The organism is Sulfitobacter pacificus (assembly GCF_030159975.1).
GTDB lineage: Bacteria > Pseudomonadota > Alphaproteobacteria > Rhodobacterales > Rhodobacteraceae > Sulfitobacter > Sulfitobacter pacificus.
Map to the genome: position 1 here is coordinate 3082789 of NZ_BSNL01000001.1, position 23313 is coordinate 3106101.

The following is a 23313-nucleotide window of genomic DNA, read 5'->3' on the forward strand; positions in this document are numbered from 1 at the left end:
TGTCGAGAGCTAGGCACCGCGCAACAATTCATCCGCACTGAGCGTAAAGCCGGAATTGATCCAGAGCTGCTCAAGCTCTTTCAGTTTCTTGCCCAATGCAGGGCCTTGATAGGCGGGCATCAGATCACGTGCCGCGATTGGAAAACTCGCGGCGGCGGCGTTTGAAACAGTCTCTAACTCCGATGGATGGGGCATTTTTTCTGCAAGGGTTGCACGGATCAGAACCGTGGTTTGTCCAAACGCCACCCCATAGCGATAAGAAACTTCCTTGATTGGCGGCCCTACAAAACCAATCTCGCAGATCAGGGCTAAAACCTGTGCATCCGCCTTGCTAAGCCGCAAGCGTGCTGCAGGATCCTCCCCACCCAAAAGGGCAAGCCGGCGTTTCCAATCCGCGACCACGCCCAGCGCAGATTCCATATGCACCAATATCGAAAGCATACGGTCATCGGATCCGGGCAGGATCGCGGGCAAGACACCTGTTTGACGCATTACGGCAATGGCCGCAGACGGGTCGGGAGCGCCCAACAGTTTGACCATTTCCTGACCAACACGTTCCGCCGAAAGCGTCTCTAACCCGTCGGTATTGGCCGCGATTGCAGCCAGCGCATCAGGATCAAACCCTTCTGCCGGATCCGCGTACCATGCGGAAAACCGGAAGAACCGCAATATGCGCAGATAGTCCTCCCTGATCCGCGCATCGGGGTCCTCGATAAACCGAATCCGCCGCGCCAGAAGATCATTAATGCCTTCAAGGGGGTCAACAACGGTGCCCTCGGGCGTGGCATAAAGCGCGTTCATCGTAAAATCGCGGCGGCGTGCGTCATCCTTTATGTCATCCGAAAAGGCAACAACCGCACGGCGGCCATCGGTTTCCACATCACGGCGGAAAGTTGTGATCTCAAACGGGGTGCCATCAACCACAACGGTGACAGTGCCATGTTCAATCCCTGTGGGGACCGCCCGAAGCCCAGCCGCCTCCGCTATCTCGATCACTTTTTCAGGGCGGGCATTGGTCGACATGTCGATGTCACTGTCGCTTAAACCCAAAATCGCGTTGCGCACACAGCCGCCGACGAAATAGACCTGATACCCCGCAGCCGTAATCGCCGCGCAGACCCTTTGCGCAGCGGGATTTTGCAGCCAACTTGTTTCTGCTGGTATCACGGTATCATTCGGTCGGCCCATGCCCGCAACATACGCGCGGTTGCCCCCCAGATGTAATAGGGGCCGAAAGGAACCGTGTAATAATACCGCCGCGCCCCGCGCCAACGACGCGATTCAACCGCAAAATTCTGCGGGTTCAGCACATGATCCAGAGGAACGGCAAAGACCTCTTCCACCTCTCCCGGCTCTGGTCTGATGTCAAAATCGTCTCTGATAAAGGCAATTACAGGCGTGACAGTAAACCCTGTCACTGTTTCATGAGTCGGCAACGTCCCCAGAACATCAACGATATCTTCCGGCAAACCAATCTCTTCACGTGCTTCGCGCAGGGCGGCAGCAACCACATCTATGTCGGTATCGTCCTGCTTACCCCCGGGAAAGGAAATCTGCCCCGGATGATGCTTCAACGCCGAAGATCGTTTGGTCAACAGCAAGTGAAGCCCGTCTTCACGCGCCACAATCGGGGCCAACACACCAGCGGGCCGCAAAACACGATCCGCCGGCAAGACCGTTTCGGGATTAAGATCGAAATCGGACGAGGGCCGGCCGGAGCGCGTCAATGCGTCCTTGATTTGAATAATCCGGTCAGTCACCTGTGGGGGTTTCTGCTTCGAACCCTACGGTTTTCGGGTCAAGATCGTAATGGGCACCACAGAACTGACAGTCTGCAGTGACCCGCCCGTCATCCGTTGTCATATGGGCAATGTCCTTGGCCGAATAGATCGACAGACTTTGACGCACACGATCTGGCGAACAGGAACAGCCAAACCGCACAGCCTGCGCATCAAAAACCCGCGGCTGTTCTTCGTGAAACAGGCGCAGCAACAAATCGGCCGGGGCCACAGTGGGGCCAATCAATTCCAGATCTTCCACAGTATCAAGCAGGACATTCACGCGGTTCCAGTTCTCTGCCTCCTCACCATCAACAAGGTCGTTTGCTGACAGCAATGCGCCCTCCCCTTCGGTTTTGGCGACAAAAGGCGAGGCTTTGGGCATATGCTGCAACATCACACCACCTGCGCGCCAATGCTCGGGCTCATTCGGACCGGAGGATTTGCCGAAGCTCAGCGAGAAACGCGTTGGCAGCTGTTCGGACTGGGCAAAATACGCTTCGGCACAGGCCGACAGCGATCCACCCTCCAACGGCGTGATGCCCTGATATGGTGTCATACCCTCGCCCTGATCGATCATAATGGCAAAATATCCTTCACCGACCTGATCAAAGGGTGCCGCATCGGTCAAACGATCCGCATCATAGCTTGCATAGGCTCTGATACGCGCGGAACCGCCTTCTTTGTCGGGGCCGTAATAATCCGTGGCGATCATCCGCACAGGGCCTTTTGACTGCACCTGCAATTGCAGTTTCCAGCGCAGTTTCAGCGTCTGCCCGATCAAGGCCGTCAGCAGCGCCATTTCAGCAACCAGCGCTTCGACCTGTGGTGGGTAATCATGTTGGCTCAGGATCCCCTCAAGAACCCCGTCAAGCCGCCCGACACGACCGCGGATATCACTATGGTCCAGCTGGAACGGCAGAACACTGTCATCCCACGCAATCTGGTTTCCGTGCTGATTGGGCGCTGTCATTGAGGGTTTCCTTATCCTAGGCCGCTTGGCATACCGCGTCTATATAGGCGCAGCAAGCCTAGGATAAAGGGGAACAGGGATGATCAGACGGATAGGCGCGCCACCCTTGGCACAACAAGACTACCGCATGCGCCCGGGTGTTTATGCCATTCTCCCCCTGAAACGGCGCTTCCTTTTGACCGCACAGGTCACCAGCAAGATCGATGTTCAGCTGCCCGGTGGGGGCATTGATCCAGGAGAATCCCCCTTGCAAGCCCTGCACCGCGAGGTGTTAGAGGAAATCGGCTGGCGGATCGCTGCGCCCCGCCGGTTGGGTGCCTTTCGCCGTTTTGTTTACATGCCTGAATACGATCTGTGGGCCGAAAAGCTGTGCCATGTTTATGTGGCCCATCCCGTCAGGCAGATTGCCGAGCCGATCGAACCTGACCATATTACGCTGATCCTGTCGGGCAAAGACGCAGTCGAGGCCCTGGGCAATGAGGGTGACAGCATGTTCATGCGCCGCTTTATCAGCTAGGCGGCCCGCTGTATTCAAACAGGATTGCCGACACGTCGTCAGGGAATTCTTCGGTGCCCGCGAAATCGGCCAGCTCCCACATCAATGCCTCTAACAGCGCAGCTTGGCGCACCTTCGCCAGACGCGAAATCACCCCGGTCAGACCCTCTTCGCCCAGCATTTCGCCACTTGCATCGGGGCATTCGGTTACCCCGTCCGACAACAAAAGCAGCCGATCACCAGGTGCCAGTGTTACCTCAAACTGGGAAAAGGTGACGCCCTCGATCAACCCAACCGGAAACCCGCCCGATCCGGATTGTTCCACCGCCCCATCAGCGCGCTGCACCAAAGGGTGAGGGTGGCCCGCCTGCGAAATTTGGACACGCCCGGTTGCCATATCAACAAAGGCCAAGAGCAGCGTAAAATAATGCTCTGTCTCCATCTCATTCAACACCAGATCGTTCAGTTTTTCGATCACCTTTTCCGGCGGGTTGGCATGATATTTTCCATTCGCCTGTCGAGTCAGCGCGATGTTTTGATCCGGGGCCGCCGCCGACAGGTATCCGGCAAGCCGCGCCGTCATCAAGGCGGAGCTGATCCCGTGACCCGACACATCAATGGCGAAAAGCCCGAGTTTCCCGTCATCCGTCGGGAAGAATCCAACAAGGTCCCCGCCTACATGACCGGACGAGCGCAACATCAAGGACAGATGCCCGGTATCAAAACTGCGCTGTCTTTCCCGCAGCAACGACTGCTGAAGCTTCTTTGCCTCCAGAAGATCCTGATCCAGCAGATCATACACCCGCTGCAATTCCCCAAGGGTTTCACTGACCAACCGGTTCTTATGCGACAATTCCCGCTGCATGCGTAAAATCCGTTCCCCCGCAGTAATCCGTGCCCGCAACTCGTCGGAATTCACAGGCTTGGTCAGGAAATCATCCGCCCCGGAATCGAGCCCTTGGGCAATTTCGATCTTCTCACTTTTAGAGGTCAGCAGAATAAAATAGGCATATCCATCCTGTGGCATCTCGCGCAGGGCACTGCAGAATTCGATGCCGGACATGCCGGGCATGATCCAGTCACTGACAATCAGATCCGGCATCTGCGCCGCACAGATTTCAAGCGCTTCTGCACCGCTTTCCGCCTCGCTGACCGCAAAACCCCATTTGCCCAGCATCTTTGACAGGATCCGCCTTTGTAGCCGGCTGTCATCGACAATCAGGATACGGTTGGGCACGGCCCGTGGGTTATCACCTGCCACATTCGGGCTGCGTTGCCGGTGTTCCATCTTATTCCTGATCCAATACCATCACTCAGGCTCTTTCGCAGGGCCAGCTTAAGGGCGCGTAAAGGCTCAAAGTTGATGCAAAATGCAGGGCACCCCTAGCGGAGTGTTAAACAAATTCCACCAAGGTCAGCGTCGAAAGGGGTTCTAAAAGTGATTGACTGGTCGCATGTCCAACAGCTTTGTCTTGAAGTTGGTGCAGAAGATTTTGACGAGGTTGTCGAGCTGTTCTTTGAGGAGGTTGAAGATACCCTTTCCAGACTTGAAGAGAGGAACGACACAGCAAGCCTGGCGGCTGACATGCATTTCCTGAAAGGCAGCGCATTAAGTCTGGGCTTTTCCGAAATGTCGCAACTATGCCATGCCGCAGAGAAATCAGCGGAAAACGGTGCCAGTGACGGCGTAAACATTGGCGCGATCCTTCAAGTCTATTCAGCCTCTAAACAGGAGTTTCTGGCAGACTATCGCGTGAAACTGGCCGCCTGATTACACCAGCTTGTAAAAGTTCTCGACCTGAATGCCGCCGAACCTATCCATCGCCTTGGCCCGCAACATCTGCATACCCGTCACCCAGCGGTCGTGATCTGTTGCACGATGAACCGCATAGGTCTGAACCTCTGGATGCGACAGGATCAGAAAGCGCCCCGCCTCAACCCCGTCAACCACCACCAAAGCTACATCATCCGCAGTCAGCAACGAACCCTGCGTTGCAGCATCCGCATCGGAAAGCCCCAATAGCGGTGTTGCCACATATTGTGGACAGACAACCGACACCCCAATTCCATCAACACCATGGGTAATCGCCAGAGATTCGGCAAAGCTGACAGCCGCGTGTTTGGTTGCGGAATAGGCCGCGTCGCCAATCTGATTCAGCAATCCCGCAGCAGAGGCAACATTAACCAAATGGCCGGATTTGCGGTTGATCATTTGAGGCAATAAGGCGCGGGCCGCGTAAACATGGCTCATCACGTGAACTTGCCAGTTCAGCTCCCAATGCGCATCACTCTGGGAGGCAGCATGGCTAGGATCTGCACCGCCTAATCCTGCATTTGAAACATAGATATCAACATCGCCATGTGTTTGGCTTGCCTTAGCAATCAACGATTTGACCTGCGCCTCATCGCGTACATCACAAGCCACAGCCATCCCGCCAATCTCTTGCGCCACGGTATTTGCCTTGGCCCCATCAAGGTCCGAAACACAAACCCGCGCACCCCGTTCAGCGGCGAGACGGGCAATTGCTGCACCGATCCCACTGCCTGCGCCGGTCACAACAACCGAACTGCCTTCAAACTTCATGGGCCTCTCCCTAGATCACAAATTGGGCAAGCGTTTCATCATTTGTGATGTCGGTATAGGAAAATCCAGCCGTTTCAATACGTTGGAACATAGTCGGAAAATTCTCCGGTGCATCTGTTTCGATCCCGATCAGGACCGACCCAAAGTTGCGCGCAGATTTCTTCATATACTCGAACCGCGTGATGTTATCGCTTGGTCCAAGTGTATCGAGAAAATCGCGTAATGCGCCGGGACGTTGCGGCAAACGCAGGATAAAATACTTTTTAAGGCCAGAATACCGCTGCGCACGTTCTTTGACCTCAGGCAGGCGTTCAAAATCAAAGTTCCCACCAGATGCGATACACACCACGGTTTTACCTTTTATCTGTTCAGCCACCTCGCCCAGCGCCTCTAGTGCCATTGCGCCTGCGGGTTCCAAAACGATGCCCTCAACGTTCAGCATTTCAACAATCGTGCAACAAATCCGGTCTTCTTCCAGGGCGATAACATCGTCGCGTCCGATGGTCTTTAACCGTGCAAAGGTCCGTGCACCGATTTTGGCGACCGATGCACCATCAACAAATGTATTCACCGGCGACACATCCACCGGTTCCCCTTCGTCCAATGCCGCCGCAAGGCTTTTGGCCCCTTCCGGTTCAACAAAGGTATAGCGACATTCCTGATCGAAATAGCTGTATATCCCAGCAGACAGCCCGCCACCACCGACAGGCAGGATGACGTGATCAGGCACCCTGCCCAACTGCTGCTCTATCTCGACAGCAACAGAGGCTTGGCCCTCTATCACATCTTCATCATCAAACGGGGACAGGAAATGCGCGCCTTCCTTGGAACAAAACGTCTGGGCTGCAGCAAGGGTTGCATCAAAATAATCACCGACAAGGCGGATCTCGACCTGCTCACCGCCAAACATCCGGGTCTTGAGGATCTTTTGCTCTGGCGTAGTGACAGGCATAAAGATCACACCCCTTACCCCGAAGTGCCGACACATAAACGCAACACCCTGTGCATGATTGCCGGCAGAGGCGCAGACAAACAGCGATTGTTCCGGGATCACCTTACGCATGGCGTTAAAGGCACCGCGCAGTTTGTAGGACCGAACCGGGCTTAAGTCCTCGCGCTTCAGATAAATGTCGGCACCAAACCGTTCCGACAGTAACTCATTGCGCATCAAGGGTGTTTCGGGAAACACGGGTCGCATTTTGGCTGCTGCCAAGGTCGCCATCGCCTGAAAATTCTCTGTCACGGGTCCGCCTTTCAATCTGTGCCTATCGTTAGGCCCGCAAACAGGACAGGTCAACGCAAGGGCAACATCTTGCCCGCACCCACAAAACCCGATACCCCGCGATGGATTACCAAAGGAGCCGACCATGTTTGTCCCTAAAAAAGTTGTTCTCGCCTATTCCGGCGGACTTGATACCTCGATCATTCTCAAATGGCTGCAAACGGAATACGGCTGTGAGGTTGTAACCTTTACTGCCGATCTGGGTCAGGGCGAAGAGCTGGAGCCCGCCCGCGCCAAAGCCGAGATGATGGGCGCGTCCGATATCTATGTCGAAGATGTGCGCGAAGAGTTCGTGCGCGATTTTGTTTTCCCGATGTTTCGCGCCAATGCGGTTTACGAAGGGCTGTATCTGCTGGGCACCTCCATCGCGCGCCCCTTGATTTCAAAACGTCTGGTCGAGATCGCCGAAGAAACCGGCGCGGATGCCGTGGCCCATGGTGCCACCGGCAAAGGTAACGATCAGGTACGGTTTGAACTGGCGGCTTACGCTCTGAACCCCGATATCAAGGTGATCGCACCCTGGCGGGAATGGGACCTGTCCAGCCGGACCAAACTTCTGGAATTTGCAGAAAAGAACCAGATCCCGGTCGCCAAGGACAAACGTGGTGAAGCACCATTCAGCGTGGACGCAAACCTCCTGCACACCTCCTCTGAAGGGAAGGTTTTGGAAGATCCTGCCGTCGACGCACCCGATTACGTCTATCAGCGCACGGTTAACCCCGAAGATGCGCCCGACACACCTGAATATGTCGAGGTCGGTTTTGAACGCGGCGATGCGGTGTCAATCAATGGCGAGGCGATGTCGCCTGCATCCATCCTGACCAAGCTGAATGAGCTGGGTGGCAAACACGGCTGTGGCCGTCTGGATCTGGTTGAAGGCCGCTTTGTCGGTATGAAATCACGCGGCATCTATGAAACACCCGGTGGCACATTGCTGCTTGAAGCGCACCGTGCGATTGAATCAATCACGCTGGACCGTGGTGCGATGCACCTCAAAGACGAGCTGATGCCGAAATATGCCGAACTGATCTACAACGGTTTCTGGTACAGCCCAGAGCGCACAATGCTGCAAGCAGCGATCGACGCCAGCCAAACCCATGTGACAGGCACCGTGCGCCTGAAACTCTACAAGGGTCATGTACGCACTGTTGGCCGCTGGTCAGATCATTCGCTGTATTCCGAGGCGCATGTGACCTTTGAAGATGATGCCGGCGCCTACGATCAGAAAGACGCCGCCGGGTTCATCCAGTTGAACGCATTGCGGTTGAAGTTGCTGGCCGCCCGCGACAAACGGTTCAAGTAAAAAACAGGCCCGAACCTTTCGGTCCGGGCCTCACACTCGTTACGCGTCAGAAAGTTTCGGCGAAACTTACTTCGCCGTCACAACTTTCATAACAAGCTTACCGTCTGGTTTGATCGGACCGTCTTCCTTGGCCCCCAGCGTGTATTCAAATACGCCGGTTTTCATGCCGCCCTGTTCGGCGTGCACCATCAGCATCAGCATTTCGCCGGATTTTACCTCTTCTTGCAGGATTGCCGCGACATCAGTGTTTTCACCACCACGCAACGGCGCATAGCCGACAACCGGACCCGGCTTCATCTCTGCATCAGTGCGGTGAACAACCAACCAGCCGTTTTCACCCGCCACCACCTTTTCGGCGCTGACAATGCCATTCGACACGTCCTGATCAGCGGCTTCAACCATGGGCGTTGCGTGCGCGGCAGCGAAAGCCACACCAGCAGCACATGTCAGGGCGATTGCGGAACTCAGTAGATATTTCACAGTGTATCTCCTCCTTGGATACAGAACCAACGGAGTGGATAACGGATTAGTTTCAGCCTGTTTTCAAACCAGTGCGTTTTCTTTCATTTTTTCATAAAATGGCATCGCCTGATCCAGAAGTTTGGTCATTGTTGGTTCAAGCACCGGCAAAGCCCCCTCTGCCCCGGCAAATCCGCTGCTTTGATGCACGGCATGATACCAATGCTGCGCCCAAATCCCGTCTTCCGCCCGTGGTCCGGGCTGCCAGTGCAACATCGCGGGATCAAACGGCAGATCAATCGCTGAACAAAGTTTTCGCAACATCTTTACTGGATCGGCACGGATATCAGTGCTGTCGATCACGATACCTCCCAATGCATCGAACAAGCGGGCCTGTTGCACAAAACCAATGTCATCTAACGTCGGCGCTTCGCGTTTGGCCGTATAGCTGGCAATCACCCGTGCAGGGTGGCGGATCAAATGGACATGCATACAATCCTCTGCCCAATCCATGGGAAAATCCTCCACCATATGGTGCGGCATATGCTTCATATAAAGGTGCGGCGTGCCTGTGCGTTTGCAGTCTAAACTCACTTTATTAGGGTCTGTTTCATGGGCTTGCAGTATCTCATCACGCATCGGATGATCCGCACCGGTCCTGTGCAGATAGGCGGCGTAAAACGGTTCATCCATGACCGCAAAATCCGCCCGCGCGCCAAAGCTGTACATCATCGCTGTGCTTAGGTTTCGCGGGCCCGACCACATGGCGATACGCATAGCTTCTCCTTACTCTCTGGCTGACGCTAGAAATGTTACGGGTCTTTGCCAAGCGGTAAAGTACCATCACCACCGCGTGAACGAACAACCTTGAACCTTGCCCCGGCTCAACCGCCAGCGCAGCATAGCGCAAAGGAGATCGCCATGTTCAATTTCTCAACCTTCAAGTCATTCGCCCTGGCAACTTTCATCGCGTTGGGGGTTCTGGCGCAAACCAGTACCGCCAAAGCTGCCGGGACCGAAACACTGACCGTTGCAGGTGGATGTTTCTGGTGTGTAGAAGCCGATTTCGAATCCTTGCGTGGCGTAAAGGAAGCTGTTTCGGGCTTTGCGGGCGGGAAAACGGCCAATCCGACCTACAAACAGGTAACACAGGGTGGCACCGGCCATTACGAAGCGGTTCAGATCCAGTTTGATCCAAATGTGGTCAGCCGCGACACCCTGCTTGCACTGTTTTTCCGTTCGATTGATCCAACTGACGCAGGTGGGCAATTCTGTGACCGCGGTGAAAGCTATCGCAGCGCCATTTTTGCGGACAATGCCACCCAGAAAACCGCCGCTGAAAAAGCTAAATCAGAGGCACAGGCCGCATTAGGTCAGAAGATTGTAACACCCGTATTGGGTGCCAGCAAATTCTATCCCGCTGATGAATACCATCAGGATTATTACAAAAGCAGCGAGCGATTGGCGGTGACCTCTGTTGGTCTGGCGGTGAAGAAGTCGGTCGCCTACAAACGCTACCGCAAAGGCTGTGGGCGGGATGCGCGGGTCAAACAGCTTTGGGGTTCAGACGCCCCGTTTGTGAATTAGGAAAAATCGTGATCCTGGACATCTTTCAAATCCGGGATCACATCTGCCGTCCCATGCCGCCCGACCATCAACGCGCCAGCACGCAACGCCAGATCCAGCGCTTTGACCATCTCGAACCCGCGATCCAATCCTGCAACAAGGTAGCCGGTAAACGTATCGCCAGCACCTGTTGTATCCACAACCTCCACAGGAAACGATGGGAAGCTTTCTTCGGTTTTCGCCTTGTTAGAGACCCATTTGCACCCGTCACCGCCCAAGGTGATGACAATGTCATCAACCGGCAACGCAGATAACTCAGCACCAGTTGAGGCTTGCAGCTGGGCCGCCTCAACCTCGTTCAAAACCAGCAGATCAACATGGGTGATCACCTCTTGCACAGCCTCTGCGGAAAACGGGGCTGCCGCATAGACCACCCGCAAACCCAATGTCCTTGCCGTTTGCGCGGCATATGCCTGACCGTTGGTTTCATTCTGCATCAACAGAAAATCACCCGGCGTTGCCTCGGCCAGTGCCGCGCCAATCATCCGTTCGGTGACAGCATGGTTTGCACCTGCATAAAGCACGATATTGTTTTCGCCATCCGCATCGACATTGATGTTCGCATGACCCGTTGCCACATCGGCCCGGGCGATATGCTGGGTATCAACCCCATATTCCAACAAGCGATCAACGGCCCATTTGCCATCATCCCCAACCGCGCCGATATGTACAACACGTGCCGCCGCACGGGCAGCAGCAACGGACATATTCGCCCCTTTGCCGCCTAGCCCCTGTTGAAACCTATCCGCGGCAAGCGTCTCCCCCGGCCCGGGCAGATGGCGGAGATAATAGAAATTATCCGCATTGATCGAGCCGAGGTTCCAGATCATCCGCCGACCTTGCAGGCCGACAGAATCGCCATGTTCAGGATGTCATTTGCCGTTGCTGCGGTGGAGCAAAGCTGAATGCTCTTATCCAGACCGGTCAGGATCGGACCAATCACCGTGGCACCGGCCATTTCCTGCATGAGTTTAACCGAAATGCTTGCCGAATGCCGCGCCGGTACAACCAGAATATTTGCAGGCCCCGTCAGACGCGAAAACGGATACTGCTTTTGCGCCGCAACATTCAGCGCCACATCGACAGTCATCTCACCTTCATATTCGAAGTTAACGCCACGCTCATCCAGCACCTGCGGTGCCAGATGCATTTTTTCTGCACGTTCCGACACCGGATATCCAAAGGTCGAAAAGCTGACAAAGGCCACGCGCGGCTCCAGCCCCATGTGACGCGCAACCGCCGCACCGCTTTCGGCGATATTGGCCAGATCATTCTCATCAGGCCATTCATGCACCAAGGTATCCGCGATAAACACGATCCGCCCTTTGTGCATCAATGCCGTGATCCCCGCCGCCCCATGTTTAGCGTTTGCATCAAACACATGGTTGATCCGCTCAAGCACATGTGCCGACTTGCGGGTCGCCCCCGTCACCAAACCGTCGCCATGCCCGTGCGCCAACATCAAGGCACCAAAAACATGACGATCCCGCGCTGCAAGACGGTGAATATCTTTGCTGTCGTGGCCGCGACGTTGAAGCCGGCCATAGAGGAAATTCTTGTAGGTATCCAAATGCTTTGTGTTGGCGGCATTCACAACCTCTAGCTCGCGCACAGCGTCGCTCATACCTGCGTCTTCAAGCTTTTGTTTGACGTCATCGGGGCGCCCCACAACCAGCGCCTTGCCAAGGCCCGACCGCTGGTATGTGACCGCCGCCCGCAATACCCGTGGATCATCCCCTTCGGCAAAGATCATCCGCGCCTGAGCGGTCCGCGCTCGTGCGTTGATCCCGCGCAGGATGTTTGCCGTTGGATCCATCCGCGATTTCAGGTTCAGCTCATAGGCGTCCATATCAATGATCGGACGGCGCGCGGCACCTGTGTCCATCCCCGCCCGTGCCACCGCTGGTGGAATGCGCCAGATCAGGCGCGGATCAAACGGTGTGGGAATGATATAGTCACGCCCAAAGGTCAGCGTCTTGCCATAGGCAACCGCAACCTCATCCGGCACATCTTCGCGCGCGAGATTGGCAAGGGCATGGGCACATGCGATTTTCATTTCATCATTGATAGCGCGGGCATTGATATCCAGCGCCCCACGGAACAGATACGGGAAACCCAGCACATTGTTCACCTGGTTCGGATAATCCGAGCGCCCGGTGGCCACAATGGCATCCATGCGCACGGCATGGGCTTCTTCCGGCGTGATCTCCGGATCAGGGTTCGCCATCGCAAAAATCACCGGATTGTCTGCCATGCTGGCTACCATATCCGGTGTTACGGCACCTTTGACAGACACCCCAAGGAAGACATCTGCACCCTTCATCGCCTCTTCGAGGCTGCGCAATTCAGTGTTGGCCGCATGCGCCGATTTCCACTGGTTCATGCCCTCTGTACGACCCTGATAGATCACACCTTTGGTATCGCACATGATGCAATTGTTGTGCTGGGCACCCATCGCCTTGAGCAGCTCAAGGCAGGCAATGCCCGCAGCGCCCGCACCGTTCAGGACAATGCGTACATCCTCGATTTTCTTTCCCGAAATATGCAACGCGTTGATCAACCCGGCGGCACAGATCACCGCTGTGCCATGCTGATCATCATGGAACACCGGAATGTCCATTTCTTCCTTCAAGCGCTGTTCAATGATAAAACATTCAGGCGCTTTGATGTCCTCAAGGTTGATCCCACCGAATGTAGGGCCCATCAGCTTAACCGCGCTGATAAAGGCTTCGGTATCTTCAGTGTCCAGCTCGATATCGATAGAGTTCACATCAGCAAACCGTTTGAACAGGACCGATTTACCTTCCATCACCGGCTTGGAGGCCAGCGCGCCCAGATTGCCCAGACCCAGCACCGCTGTACCGTTTGAAATCACCGCAACAAGGTTGCCCTTGTTGGTGTAGTCATAGGCCAGTTCAGGGTTTTGCGCGATCGCTTCGCAGGGCACCGCAACCCCGGGCGAATAGGCCAGGGAAAGGTCGCGCTGCGTCGTCATCGGCACGGTCGCGGAAATTTCGAACTTGCCGGGAGATGGTTCAAGATGAAAGGCAAGCGCCTCTTCGTCGGTAATTCTGTTTCTGGTCACGTGGGCGTACTTTCAATTGTTTCCCATGTCTTATCTTTGATCGCCAAAACGTTCAATCAGCACGAACGGCTATGCGACGAAACGCAGCCAGTCGTGTTTTGCAACAAAGGCGTCATGCCTGTCAGGGAAATCTGTCTTTAGCCGGGCCAGCGCCCAGCGGATCACCTGAGGCCGGTCACAATGGTTTGCACACCAGATCATGCGCACCAATGTCTGCCACCGATCAGGGTCCGCCTTATGCGCCAGATCCAGTGCAAGCAGTTCTGATTTCGGTTCCTCCAGAGCCTTATGGCAATCAGCGCGAACCAGACACAGCTTGCTGTCCGCGTGCACCAACTCTTCACGCTGTTCCAGCAGCTTGATGGCCCGCTCTGCCTCACCGACATGCAAAAGTTCACGCGCTAGCCGGCCCAGCGCATCTGGATCTTTCAGGTCTGGATAATGCCCAAGCACTGTCACAATAAAGGCCATGACCTGGCCAATTGCGCCCTCGGACAGAGAGGCCGGCACAATCCCGTCTTCGCTAAATTCAGGTTCTATTAGAGGGTTCTTAGCCCTATAGTCGCCGAAGAAACTCACATATCTGCACCGCGATGCATTAGCCAACGGCCAGAAGTCGCCCCAGCGGATTTGCGCGGTTTGCAATGTGCCAATCTCGATCACATAGGTTTGCGGCGATGCAAAAAGCATGTTGGTGAAACCTGCCCCGTGATAAGACACCATCATCTCAGCCCGCGCCATTAAGGCGATCTGTTCAAGCGGGCTCAGGCTTTCAAAGACCACGTATTCAAAGCCGAACATCTGAAGATGCTCAAACAACAAATCCTCGCCTTCCATTTGCCGTTCTCGGCTTAGTCGGGTGTCGCGGCCCACAAAGAACCGCTTGGGCAAATGGTCAAACTCAAGCCCTTCGATGGCGCGCAACGCCCGGGCCCGCAGGGCCAGTAGATTGGTATTCACCAGGTTCATCGCCAGCGGATCATATGCTTCCAATGATGCAACACCGTGCTGCCAGACATCACTGTCCGGCATATGTTCCTGTATCCCTTCAAAGTCTGCGGTCGGCGCCATGTGATATCCGCCGTCCAACTCATATGCGGTCACAACATTCGGGTATTCCTTTGGCACGCGCTCAAAGAAGATCCGGCCCTTGAATTCGGGGAACAATGCCTCGGCAAATGTAGTTGCGAAAGGCCGCTGCTTGTCCTCACTGTTGGGGAAGTGAAAGTAGATATCACCCTGAAAATCCAACCCATCCAGAACCGTCAGTTGCGACAGGGATTCGGTGATAAAATGAAAATAGTTGAACGTGTTTCGACATTCTACTGCAAAAGGAGTATCAGGCTCTAACAAGCCTGAATATAGCGGTATCTCCCGATTTTTGTTGCCGTCCCGACAGGTTTCAAAAAACGCGGCAAGCTGTTCGTTTGCGTTGATTTCAGCCCTTGCATTTGCCTTACGAAAACGAGTCATCACCCGTTTTGCCGCCGCCCCGCTAAGCATCACGCGATCATGTGCCAGCACAAAGGACTGACGAAAATCAGCCTGATCCAGCATCACCGGAACCGCATTAAATTCGATTGGCGTCGTCAGGGTGCGGTTTCTTTCTGTCCTCCGCAGGAGCTGCCGGATCTTCTTGTTGATTTCCTGATGTGCGCTTGCGGTAAACCCTGCAATCTGCCCCCCCTCAATTGGACGCCAGTGAAACTCCGGCTCAAGCAACAGCCGGAAACCGGGGTCTTGCCATGGGTTCAGAAACAACCTGTCAGGTGGCAGCGTAAGATCAATTTTGTTGCGCATGGGTTTGGCATGCTTTCTTGCCCGGATCTGTACCGTTTTATCATGAATGCCCGACCCGTCCAGCGACAAGCTCTGCGTCCCCCTCTTTCCTCGCGCGGCTTGGTTTTGTACAGACAAGCAAGCCTTGGGGGGTAATCAAGTGAGTGACGCAAAAACCACGCCAATGATGGCGCAATATCTTGAGATCAAGGCGGAACATCAGGGGGCGCTGCTGTTCTACCGCATGGGCGACTTTTACGAGATGTTTTTTGACGACGCCGTAGCCGCAGCCGAAGCACTGGACATTGCCCTGACCAAACGCGGCAAACACGACGGCAACGATATTCCCATGTGTGGCGTGCCGCATCATGCCGCCGAAGGATACTTCCTGACGCTGATCCGCAAGGGGTTTCGTGTTGCTGTTTGTGAGCAAATGGAAAGCCCCGCGGAGGCCAAGAAACGCGGTTATAAAGCCGTGGTAAGACGCGAAGTGGTGCGGCTGGTTACACCCGGCACTTTGACAGAGGATTCCCTGCTTGAAGCGCGGCGTCACAACTTTCTTGCCGCCTTTGCTGAAGTGCGCGATGCACAGGCGCTGGCATGGGTCGATATTTCCACCGGGGCCTTCCATGTGATGCCGTTACCCATTGTGCGCCTGGGCCCTGAATTGGCACGTTTATCCCCTTCGGAACTCATCGTCTCCGAAGCAAAGGAGGATGAATTGCGCGATTTAGTCTCTGATTTCGACATTGCCCTAACTGGATTGGCGCGCTCTGCCTTTGACAGCACAAGCGCGGAAAAACGAATTTGTGATCTGTTCTCGATTGCCACACTTGACGCTTTTGGCAATTTTTCCCGCGCTGAAATCTCGGCGATGGGCGCGTTGATCAACTATCTTGAGATTACGCAAAAGGGAAAGCTGCCATTGCTGCGCCCCCCACAAAAAGAGAGTGAAGAGCGCAGTGTTCAGATCGATGCAGCCACCCGGCGCAATCTTGAGCTGACCCACAGTTTGAATGGTGGCAGGGCCGGATCACTTCTGGCACTGATGGACCGCACCTGTACCGCTGCAGGCGCACGCCTGTTGGAACGACGCATTTCAAGCCCCTCACGGGTCACTAAAACCATCGGGCAGCGCCTTGATGCTGTCAGCCATGCCTTTGAAAACAGTCGGCTGCGGCAAGAGCTGCGGGAAACCTTGCGCAAAACCCCAGATCTGGATCGGGCATTGTCGCGGCTGGCACTTGACCGCGGCGGTCCACGTGACCTGGCCGCCATTCGAAACGGGCTGAGCGAAGCAGAGCATTTGGCGCAGCAATTGAGCGGTGATTTGCCTGATCTGATCAGCACAGCCGTCAAAGGGTTGGTCGGCCATGAGGAATTGGTCACCCTTCTTGACGATGCCCTGATCGCAGAACCCCCGTTGATGGCACGGGATGGTGGGTTCATTGCATCGGGCTATGACAGCGAGTTGGACGAATCCCGCACTTTGCGCGATGAGGGGCGCAGCGTGATTGCGCAGATGCAGGTAAAGTTTGCCGCCGACACCGGCATTTCCTCGCTCAAGATCAAGCACAACAATGTGCTGGGTTACTTCATCGAGACAACCGCCACCCATGCGGAAAAGATGTTGTCCCCGCCCCTTTCCGAAACCTTCATTCACCGGCAAACCACTGCCAATCAGGTGCGGTTCACCACTGTTGAACTCTCTGAGATGGAAACCAAGATCTTGAATGCGGGCAATCATGCTCTTGAGATCGAAAAGCGGCTCTATGAAACGCTTAGACAGGCGATTCTGGCCCGTGCAGCAGAGATCGGCGTGACCTCCACCGGCATTGCAGAGGTTGATCTGGCCTTTGCGCTGGCGGAACTTGCAAGCGTAGAAAATTGGGTGCGTCCCAAGGTTGACGACAGCCGCGCCTTTAACATCGAAGGGGGCCGGCATCCCGTGGTCGAACGGGCCCTCGCACAGCAAAGCGGCGATCCTTTCATAGCCAACCATAGTGATCTGACAGCACAAGACGGTGCCAATATCTGGCTGCTGACCGGTCCCAACATGGCGGGTAAATCGACGTTTCTGCGGCAGAACGCCCTGATTGCGTTGATGGCCCAAATGGGCAGCTTTGTGCCTGCAACCTCGGCACATATCGGGATAGTCAGCCAATTGTTCAGCCGTGTCGGTGCCTCTGATGATCTGGCGCGGGGGCGGTCGACCTTTATGGTTGAAATGGTTGAAACCGCTGCGATCCTGAATCAGGCAGATGATCGCGCCCTGGTGATCCTGGACGAAATCGGTCGTGGCACCGCAACCTATGACGGCCTGTCGATTGCCTGGGCCACATTGGAACATCTGCATGACGTGAACAAATCCCGCGCCTTATTCGCCACACACTATCATGAAATGACGGGCCTCTCCGCCAAGCTGGACGGCGTGGACAATGCAACGGTCGCCGTGAAGGAATGGGAGGGCGAGGTTATTTTCCTGCATGAGGTTCGCAAAGGTGCCGCCGACCGGTCCTACGGGGTGCAAGTGGCACAGTTGGCCGGCCTGCCTGATAGTGTTATCGCCCGCGCCCGTGTGGTGCTGGAGGCGCTAGAGAAAGGTGAACGCGAAGGCGGTGCGAAGCAAAAGACATTGATTGATGATTTGCCCCTGTTTTCAGCCGTTCCCGCCCCAGCACCGCAACCGGCCAAAGCATCCGCCGTAGAGGAACAACTGAAAGAAATCAGCCCTGACGAGTTAACCCCGCGCGAGGCACTGGACCTCCTGTACAAACTAAAAGAAGCGGCCAAATCCTGACCGCTTCCTACTTGGAGCTCTGAACCTGTGCTTTACGATGCAGGCTGTGAGGAGACCCCGACTTGCGCAGGGCGCAGCAACCGGTCGTGCAACATGAACCCTTCGGCAGCGACTTGAATAATATCACCTGATTTGGTGCCCGGCACTGGTGCCTCAAACATCGCCTGATGCTGCTGCGGATCAAAGCGATCACCAACTTCGGGCGAGATTACTTCGATGCCGTGCTTCTTAAACACATTCAGCAGTTCGCGCATGGTCAGATCAACACCTTCCAACAAGGGGCCGGAAACTTCGCGCTGTTCATCGGTTGCTGCTTCAAGGGCGCGTTTCATGTTGTCGTAAACAGGCAACATGTCACGAGCCAGCTTCGACCCGCCATAGTTTTCCGCCTCGCGCCGGTCTTTCTCTGACCGTTTACGCGCGTTTTCCGCATCCGCCAAAGCCCGCGTGAAACGGTCCTTGTACTGATCGCGCTCTGCGCGCAGTTCTTCCAGCGCCAGTGCCTCGTCATCAATCTCGGCCTCTTCGGCCGCATATTCTTCTGCCATTGCCTCTTCGATATTATCGAGGAATTCGTTTTCGTTCGCCTCTGCCATCTTAACCCTCTAGCTGCGGTCGGACACCAGCTTGCCGACAAGCTGCGCCGTATAATTCACAATTGGGACAATGCGCCCATAGTTCAAACGCGTGGGGCCAATCACCCCGACCGCGCCAATCACCTTACGGTCAGCGTTCATATAAGGGGAAACCACCAGAGAGGAACCCGAAAGTGAGAAAAGTTTGTTCTCTGAGCCAATAAAAATGCGCACACCCTGACCTTCCTCAGCCAGATCAAGGAATTCGGCGATATCACGTTTGCGTTCCAGATCGTCAAACAGGTTCTTGATCCGCTCCAGATCCGCCTCTTCGGCCTCGTTCTCCAACAAGTTCGACCGCCCCCGAACAATCAACCGTTCGGAACTTTCGTCGCTTCCCGTCCAAAGCGCCAGACCGCTTTCGACCAATTGCTGCGCCAACACATCAATCTCCTGACGGCGCTGCGCGATTTCTTTGGTTACCGCCTGCTGCACTTCGCTGATGGTTTTGCCTTCAACAATCGCATTAAGGAAATTAGCCGCCTCCCGCATGGAGCTGGGAGTCTGGCCAACCGGGGGTGAGAACAAGCGGTTTTCGACATGCCCGTCCGAAAACACCAGAACGACCAAGGCCCGATCGGTCGAAAGTGAAACAAACTCGATATGTTTTATCGGCGCCTCATGTTTCGGCGTCAGCACCAGCGACGCACCCTGCGTCACGCCCGATAAGGCAGAACCGACACGGTCCAGCAACCCACCCACGTCTGACGCGCGGTTGCCGAGGGTTGCGTCAATCCTTTCACGGTCTGTTTCTGTTGGATCACCGATTTCGATCATCCCATCTACAAACATCCGCAGACCCATCTGGGTCGGTATTCGTCCGGCGCTGGTATGGGGCGATCCCAGCACCCCCATATATTCGAGGTCCTGCATCACATTGCGGATCGTCGCAGCACTTACCTTTTCGCTAAAGTCACGGGTCAGTGTCCGCGAACCAACCGGATCGCCATTGGCAAGATACCCTTCGACCACGCGCCGAAATACCTCGCGCGACCGCGCGTTCATCTCGTTCAGCAGGTTTGTTGTTTCGGATTTAGGTTCACTCATGATCTGGCCAATAAAGGTGCGCGAAAGGCAAACGTCAATCAGGGTTGCATCCTGTCGTCAGGGGACGGTATCCCAGATCAACATCAAGAAAGGAAATAATATGCGTCCCTCTGGCCGAAAACTCGATGAAATGCGTGCTGTCTCTGTAGAAGTTGGCTTTACCAAACATGCAGAAGGGTCGGCCCTGATCAAGATGGGCGATACCCATGTATTGTGCACAGCTACAATTGAGGATCGCGTGCCGCCGTTTATCAAGGGCTCCGGTCTTGGTTGGGTCACCGCAGAATACGGCATGTTGCCCCGCGCCACTAATACACGCATGCGCCGCGAGGCCGCATCAGGCAAGCAAGGTGGCAGAACCGTCGAAATCCAGAGACTAATCGGACGTTCCCTACGTGCGGGTGTTGATCGCGTGGCTTTGGGAGAACGTCAGATTACTGTTGATTGTGATGTCTTGCAGGCTGATGGCGGCACGCGCTGTGCCTCCATCACCGGTGGCTGGATTGCCCTGCGTCTTGCGGTAAACAAACTGATGAAAGCCGGCGATGTCATCACTGATCCTTTGGTTGATCCTGTCGCCGCGATCAGCTGTGGCATCTATGCTGGCCAGCCAGTGCTTGATCTGGACTACCCAGAGGATTCAGAGGCCGGTGTTGACGGTAACTTTATCATGACCGGCAGCAAGAAACTGATCGAAGTCCAGATGAGCGCCGAAGGCTCTACCTATTCCCGCGATCAAATGAACCAGCTGATGGACCTAGCAGAAAAAGGCGTGAGCGAATTGGTCGCCGTCCAGAAAGAAGTGACCGCGTGACCCGCAAGTTTACCGAAGATCGCATCCTGTTTGCCACCCATAACGCTGGTAAGCTGGAAGAACTAAACGAATTATTCGCACCCCATGGTGTGAAAGTTGTCGGCGCGGCCGAGATGAACCTGCCGGAACCGGAAGAGACCGAAGACACATTTGTCGGCAACGCCCGCATCAAGGCACATGCCGCGGCCAAGGCAACCGGCCTTCCCGCCTTGTCAGATGATTCAGGTATTCAGGTCGAAGCATTAGACAACGCACCCGGCGTATACACCGCGGATTGGGCCGAAACGCCAAATGGCCGTGACTTTCTGATGGCAATGACAAAGACCCATAACTTGTTGGAAGAAAAATCCGCCCCGCATCCCCGCCGCGCCCGTTTCTGCGCAACGATGGTGCTGGCCTGGCCTGACGGGCATGATGAAGTATTCGAGGGTCGCGCGAACGGCACGCTCGTCTGGCCATTGCGCGGGGATTTGGGCCACGGCTATGATCCGATGTTTCAGCCGGACGGTCATTCACGAACCTTCGCCGAAATGTCGCACACAGAGAAAAACGAAATCAGCCACCGCGCAGATGTATTTGCAAAGCTGCTGAAAGGTTGTTTTGACTGAAGATTGGCAACAGGGGGGATTTGGCCTCTATATTCACTGGCCATTTTGCGAGGCCAAATGCCCCTATTGCGATTTCAACAGCCACGTATCGCGCAGCATTGATCAAAAGGCATGGCGCGACGCCTATTTGACGGAGCTGGCGCGAGCCGCCTCTGAAACCCAAGGCCGCGTGTTAAACGCCGTCTTCTTTGGTGGCGGCACCCCCAGCTTGATGGACCCGGAAACCGTTGCCGATATCATTTCGGCAATCCGCGCACATTGGCCCACTTCAAATGATCTGGAAATCACCCTTGAGGCAAACCCCGGTTCGGTCGAAGCTGGTCGTTTCGCCGCCTTCCGGCAAGCTGGTGTAAGCCGCGTTTCCATGGGCATTCAGGCACTGAATGATCCAGACCTGAAACGCCTGGGCCGCCTGCACAGCACCAAGGAAGCCTTGGCTGCGTTTGACATTGCCCGAGGTCACTTTGAACGGGTGAGTTTTGATCTGATCTATGGTCGACAGAATCAAACCTGCGAAGACTGGGAAGCGGAGCTAAAGCAGGCTCTAACCCTAGCGATAGATCATGTTTCTCTCTATCAGCTCACCATTGAGAACGGCACCGCTTTCGGGGATCGATACGCCCGTGGCAAACTTGCCGGCCTCCCCAGCGAAGACCTGGGTGCGGATATGTTTCAACTCACGCAAGATGTCTGTGAACAATTCGGGATGCCGGCCTATGAGGTTTCCAATCACGCCCGCGAAGGTGCGCAATCACGCCATAACCTGATCTATTGGCGATATGGGGATTACATCGGCATCGGCCCCGGCGCGCATGGACGATTGACCTTGAACGGCAGCAAAATGGCGACGGAGTGTTACAGCAACCCAAACCGATGGTTAACCGGAGTGGCATCAGGCACTTCCGAAAAACCCCGAGAGGCGCTTTCACCTCAAGAGCAGGCAACCGAATTTCTTTTGATGGGCTTGCGGGTGAAAGAAGGGATTTCAATAGATCGTTTTGAAAAGATCGGTGGCGTACCCCTGTCCAGGGATACGCTTGATCATCTTACGGATATCGGCATGATCGAGGTTAGTGGCGACCGTTTAACTGTTAAGAATCAAGGTGTTATGGTTCTAAACGCTGTGATTGAAGCGTTGATGCCCCATTAGCCGCCACTTAACATCCGGCACAGGACATCCAGCTCGTCCAAAGACTTATATTGAACTGTCAGCCGCCCGTTTTCCTGCCCGGATTTATGATCCAGAACCACTTTCATCCCCAGAGAGGCAGATAGATCACCCTCAAGAGCAACCGTATCTGCATCTTTTTCATCCGAAGGATTTGATTTAGGTTTGGCTGTGCTTTCGCCACCGGCAGCTTCGCGTTTCACCAGCGCTTCGGTCGCCCGCACCGACAGGCCCCCTTTGACAATCTGCTTTGCCAAACCAACAGGATCCTGCGCGGGGATCAGTGCTCGTGCATGACCCGCGCTCAAATCCCCACGACGCACCATATCGACAACAGTGTCCGGCAGGTTCAGCAGGCGCATCAAGTTCGCGATATGGCTTCTACTTTTACCTAGAGCCTCAGCAAGTTTTTCCTGCGTATGCCCAAACTTCTCCATCAGCTGACGATAGCCTGCTGCCTCTTCAATTGCGTTCAGATCGGCGCGCTGAATGTTCTCAATGATCGCGACTTCCAGAACCTCAACATCCGTAAACTCCCGGACGATAACCGGCAGGCTATGCAGTTGCGCCATCTGTGCGGCGCGCCACCGCCGTTCACCTGCAACAATCTCATACCCCTGATCACCTGATTTGCGCACGATCAAAGGCTGAATGACACCTTTCTCTTTGATAGAGGCCGCGAGATCCGCAAGGTCAGCATCCTCGAACCGTTTGCGCGGCTGATCAGGATTGGGGGAAATACGCTCGATCGGGACAACCTGTTCCGCTGCCCCCGGGCCCTGCGCAGAGACCGCTTCGGTTTCCGCCACATCCGCCATCAAAGCAGAGAGCCCACGTCCAAGGCCACGTTTTCTGTCTGGTCTATCCGCCATGGTA

22 protein-coding genes are annotated in these 23313 nt (G+C 55.2%); 8 read left to right on the forward strand and 14 right to left on the reverse strand.

Annotated elements, in window-relative coordinates; genetic code table 11:
* Positions 1-9: 9 nt before the first annotated feature.
* The 3 genes from QQL78_RS15500 to hslO are packed head-to-tail and all read right to left on the reverse strand — an operon-like array spanning position 10 to position 2751.
* Positions 10-1188 (reverse strand): CCA tRNA nucleotidyltransferase, encoded by a 1179-nt coding sequence (locus QQL78_RS15500; protein WP_284374715.1) that lies wholly within the window; start codon positions 1186-1188, stop codon positions 10-12.
* Complete coding sequence (locus tag QQL78_RS15505) at positions 1164-1760, reverse strand: CoA pyrophosphatase (protein WP_284374716.1); 597 nt, start codon at positions 1758-1760, stop codon at positions 1164-1166. The genes QQL78_RS15500 and QQL78_RS15505 overlap by 25 nt, the downstream gene beginning before the upstream one ends.
* Positions 1753-2751 carry an Hsp33 family molecular chaperone HslO gene (hslO, locus tag QQL78_RS15510; RefSeq protein WP_284374717.1) on the reverse strand — a complete coding sequence of 333 codons (999 nt, stop codon included), beginning with the start codon at positions 2749-2751 and terminating at the stop codon, positions 1753-1755. The genes QQL78_RS15505 and hslO overlap by 8 nt, the downstream gene beginning before the upstream one ends.
* Positions 2752-2830: 79 nt before the next feature.
* Between hslO and QQL78_RS15515 the strand changes: the two genes are divergently transcribed.
* Positions 2831-3268 (forward strand): NUDIX hydrolase, encoded by a 438-nt coding sequence (locus QQL78_RS15515; RefSeq protein WP_284374718.1) that lies wholly within the window; start codon positions 2831-2833, stop codon positions 3266-3268.
* Here QQL78_RS15515 and QQL78_RS15520 read toward each other — a convergent pair.
* Positions 3261-4535: a PP2C family protein-serine/threonine phosphatase gene (locus QQL78_RS15520; RefSeq protein WP_284374719.1), complete on the reverse strand. Its 1275-nt coding sequence runs from the start codon at positions 4533-4535 to the stop codon at positions 3261-3263. The two genes, QQL78_RS15515 and QQL78_RS15520, sit on opposite strands and share 8 nt — an antisense overlap.
* Positions 4536-4685: 150 nt before the next feature.
* Here QQL78_RS15520 and QQL78_RS15525 point away from each other — a divergent pair, with 150 nt between their 5' ends.
* On the forward strand, positions 4686-5018 hold the full coding sequence (locus tag QQL78_RS15525; RefSeq protein WP_284374720.1) for an Hpt domain-containing protein: 333 nt from the start codon (positions 4686-4688) through the stop codon (positions 5016-5018).
* Here QQL78_RS15525 and QQL78_RS15530 read toward each other — a convergent pair whose 3' ends face one another.
* Positions 5019-5831, reverse strand: coding sequence for an SDR family oxidoreductase (locus QQL78_RS15530; RefSeq protein WP_284374721.1), 813 nt, complete (start codon positions 5829-5831; stop codon positions 5019-5021).
* A 10-nt stretch (positions 5832-5841) separates the two neighbouring features.
* The gene (gene ilvA, locus QQL78_RS15535) at positions 5842-7053 is read right to left on the reverse strand and encodes a threonine ammonia-lyase IlvA (protein ID WP_284375614.1); all 1212 of its coding nucleotides are present in this window, start codon (positions 7051-7053) and stop codon (positions 5842-5844) included.
* A gap of 145 nt (positions 7054-7198) precedes the next feature.
* Here ilvA and QQL78_RS15540 point away from each other — a divergent pair, with 145 nt between their 5' ends.
* Positions 7199-8416, forward strand: a complete 1218-nt coding sequence (locus QQL78_RS15540; RefSeq protein ID WP_284374722.1) for an argininosuccinate synthase — start codon at positions 7199-7201, stop codon at positions 8414-8416.
* 66 nt (positions 8417-8482) lie between these two features.
* On the opposite strand, the gene QQL78_RS15545 is transcribed toward QQL78_RS15540, so the two are convergent.
* The gene (locus tag QQL78_RS15545; protein ID WP_386258935.1) at positions 8483-8818 is read right to left on the reverse strand and encodes a DUF7282 domain-containing protein; all 336 of its coding nucleotides are present in this window, start codon (positions 8816-8818) and stop codon (positions 8483-8485) included.
* Positions 8819-8959: 141 nt separating this feature from the next.
* Positions 8960-9652: a sulfotransferase-like domain-containing protein gene (locus tag QQL78_RS15550; RefSeq protein ID WP_284374724.1), complete on the reverse strand. Its 693-nt coding sequence runs from the start codon at positions 9650-9652 to the stop codon at positions 8960-8962.
* Positions 9653-9796: 144 nt separating this feature from the next.
* On the opposite strand from QQL78_RS15550, the gene msrA reads away from it, so the two are divergent.
* Positions 9797-10462: a peptide-methionine (S)-S-oxide reductase MsrA gene (msrA, locus tag QQL78_RS15555; RefSeq protein WP_284374725.1), complete on the forward strand. Its 666-nt coding sequence runs from the start codon at positions 9797-9799 to the stop codon at positions 10460-10462.
* On the opposite strand, the gene QQL78_RS15560 is transcribed toward msrA, so the two are convergent.
* The 3 genes from QQL78_RS15560 to QQL78_RS15570 form a co-directional block, all read right to left on the reverse strand.
* Complete coding sequence (locus tag QQL78_RS15560) at positions 10459-11331, reverse strand: ribokinase (RefSeq protein WP_284374726.1); 873 nt, start codon at positions 11329-11331, stop codon at positions 10459-10461. The genes msrA and QQL78_RS15560 overlap by 4 nt on opposite strands.
* Positions 11328-13586, reverse strand: a complete 2259-nt coding sequence (locus tag QQL78_RS15565; protein ID WP_284374727.1) for an NADP-dependent malic enzyme — start codon at positions 13584-13586, stop codon at positions 11328-11330. The genes QQL78_RS15560 and QQL78_RS15565 overlap by 4 nt, the downstream gene beginning before the upstream one ends.
* A 69-nt stretch (positions 13587-13655) precedes the next feature.
* Positions 13656-15386 carry a glycosyltransferase 61 family protein gene (locus QQL78_RS15570; RefSeq protein WP_284374728.1) on the reverse strand — a complete coding sequence of 577 codons (1731 nt, stop codon included), beginning with the start codon at positions 15384-15386 and terminating at the stop codon, positions 13656-13658.
* A gap of 163 nt (positions 15387-15549) precedes the next feature.
* Here QQL78_RS15570 and mutS point away from each other — a divergent pair, with 163 nt between their 5' ends.
* Complete coding sequence (gene mutS / locus QQL78_RS15575) at positions 15550-18165, forward strand: DNA mismatch repair protein MutS (RefSeq protein ID WP_284375616.1); 2616 nt, start codon at positions 15550-15552, stop codon at positions 18163-18165.
* A 32-nt stretch (positions 18166-18197) separates the two neighbouring features.
* Here mutS and QQL78_RS15580 read toward each other — a convergent pair whose 3' ends face one another.
* Positions 18198-18761 carry a nucleotide exchange factor GrpE gene (locus tag QQL78_RS15580; protein WP_284374729.1) on the reverse strand — a complete coding sequence of 188 codons (564 nt, stop codon included), beginning with the start codon at positions 18759-18761 and terminating at the stop codon, positions 18198-18200.
* Between the two features lie 9 nt (positions 18762-18770).
* On the reverse strand, positions 18771-19805 hold the full coding sequence (hrcA, locus tag QQL78_RS15585; protein ID WP_284375617.1) for a heat-inducible transcriptional repressor HrcA: 1035 nt from the start codon (positions 19803-19805) through the stop codon (positions 18771-18773).
* 142 nt (positions 19806-19947) lie between these two features.
* Here hrcA and rph point away from each other — a divergent pair, with 142 nt between their 5' ends.
* Genes rph through hemW form a run of 3 tightly spaced genes read left to right on the forward strand, consistent with a single transcriptional unit; the run spans position 19948 to position 22419 of the window.
* Complete coding sequence (gene rph, locus QQL78_RS15590) at positions 19948-20661, forward strand: ribonuclease PH (RefSeq protein WP_284374730.1); 714 nt, start codon at positions 19948-19950, stop codon at positions 20659-20661.
* Positions 20658-21269, forward strand: coding sequence for an RdgB/HAM1 family non-canonical purine NTP pyrophosphatase (rdgB, locus tag QQL78_RS15595; RefSeq protein ID WP_284374731.1), 612 nt, complete (start codon positions 20658-20660; stop codon positions 21267-21269). The genes rph and rdgB overlap by 4 nt, the downstream gene beginning before the upstream one ends.
* The gene (hemW, locus tag QQL78_RS15600) at positions 21262-22419 is read left to right on the forward strand and encodes a radical SAM family heme chaperone HemW (protein WP_284374732.1); all 1158 of its coding nucleotides are present in this window, start codon (positions 21262-21264) and stop codon (positions 22417-22419) included. Before rdgB ends, hemW begins: the two co-directional genes overlap by 8 nt.
* Here hemW and QQL78_RS15605 read toward each other — a convergent pair.
* Positions 22416-23309, reverse strand: a complete 894-nt coding sequence (locus QQL78_RS15605) for a ParB/RepB/Spo0J family partition protein (protein ID WP_284374733.1) — start codon at positions 23307-23309, stop codon at positions 22416-22418. The two genes, hemW and QQL78_RS15605, sit on opposite strands and share 4 nt — an antisense overlap.
* Between the last annotated feature and the right edge of the window lie 4 nt (positions 23310-23313).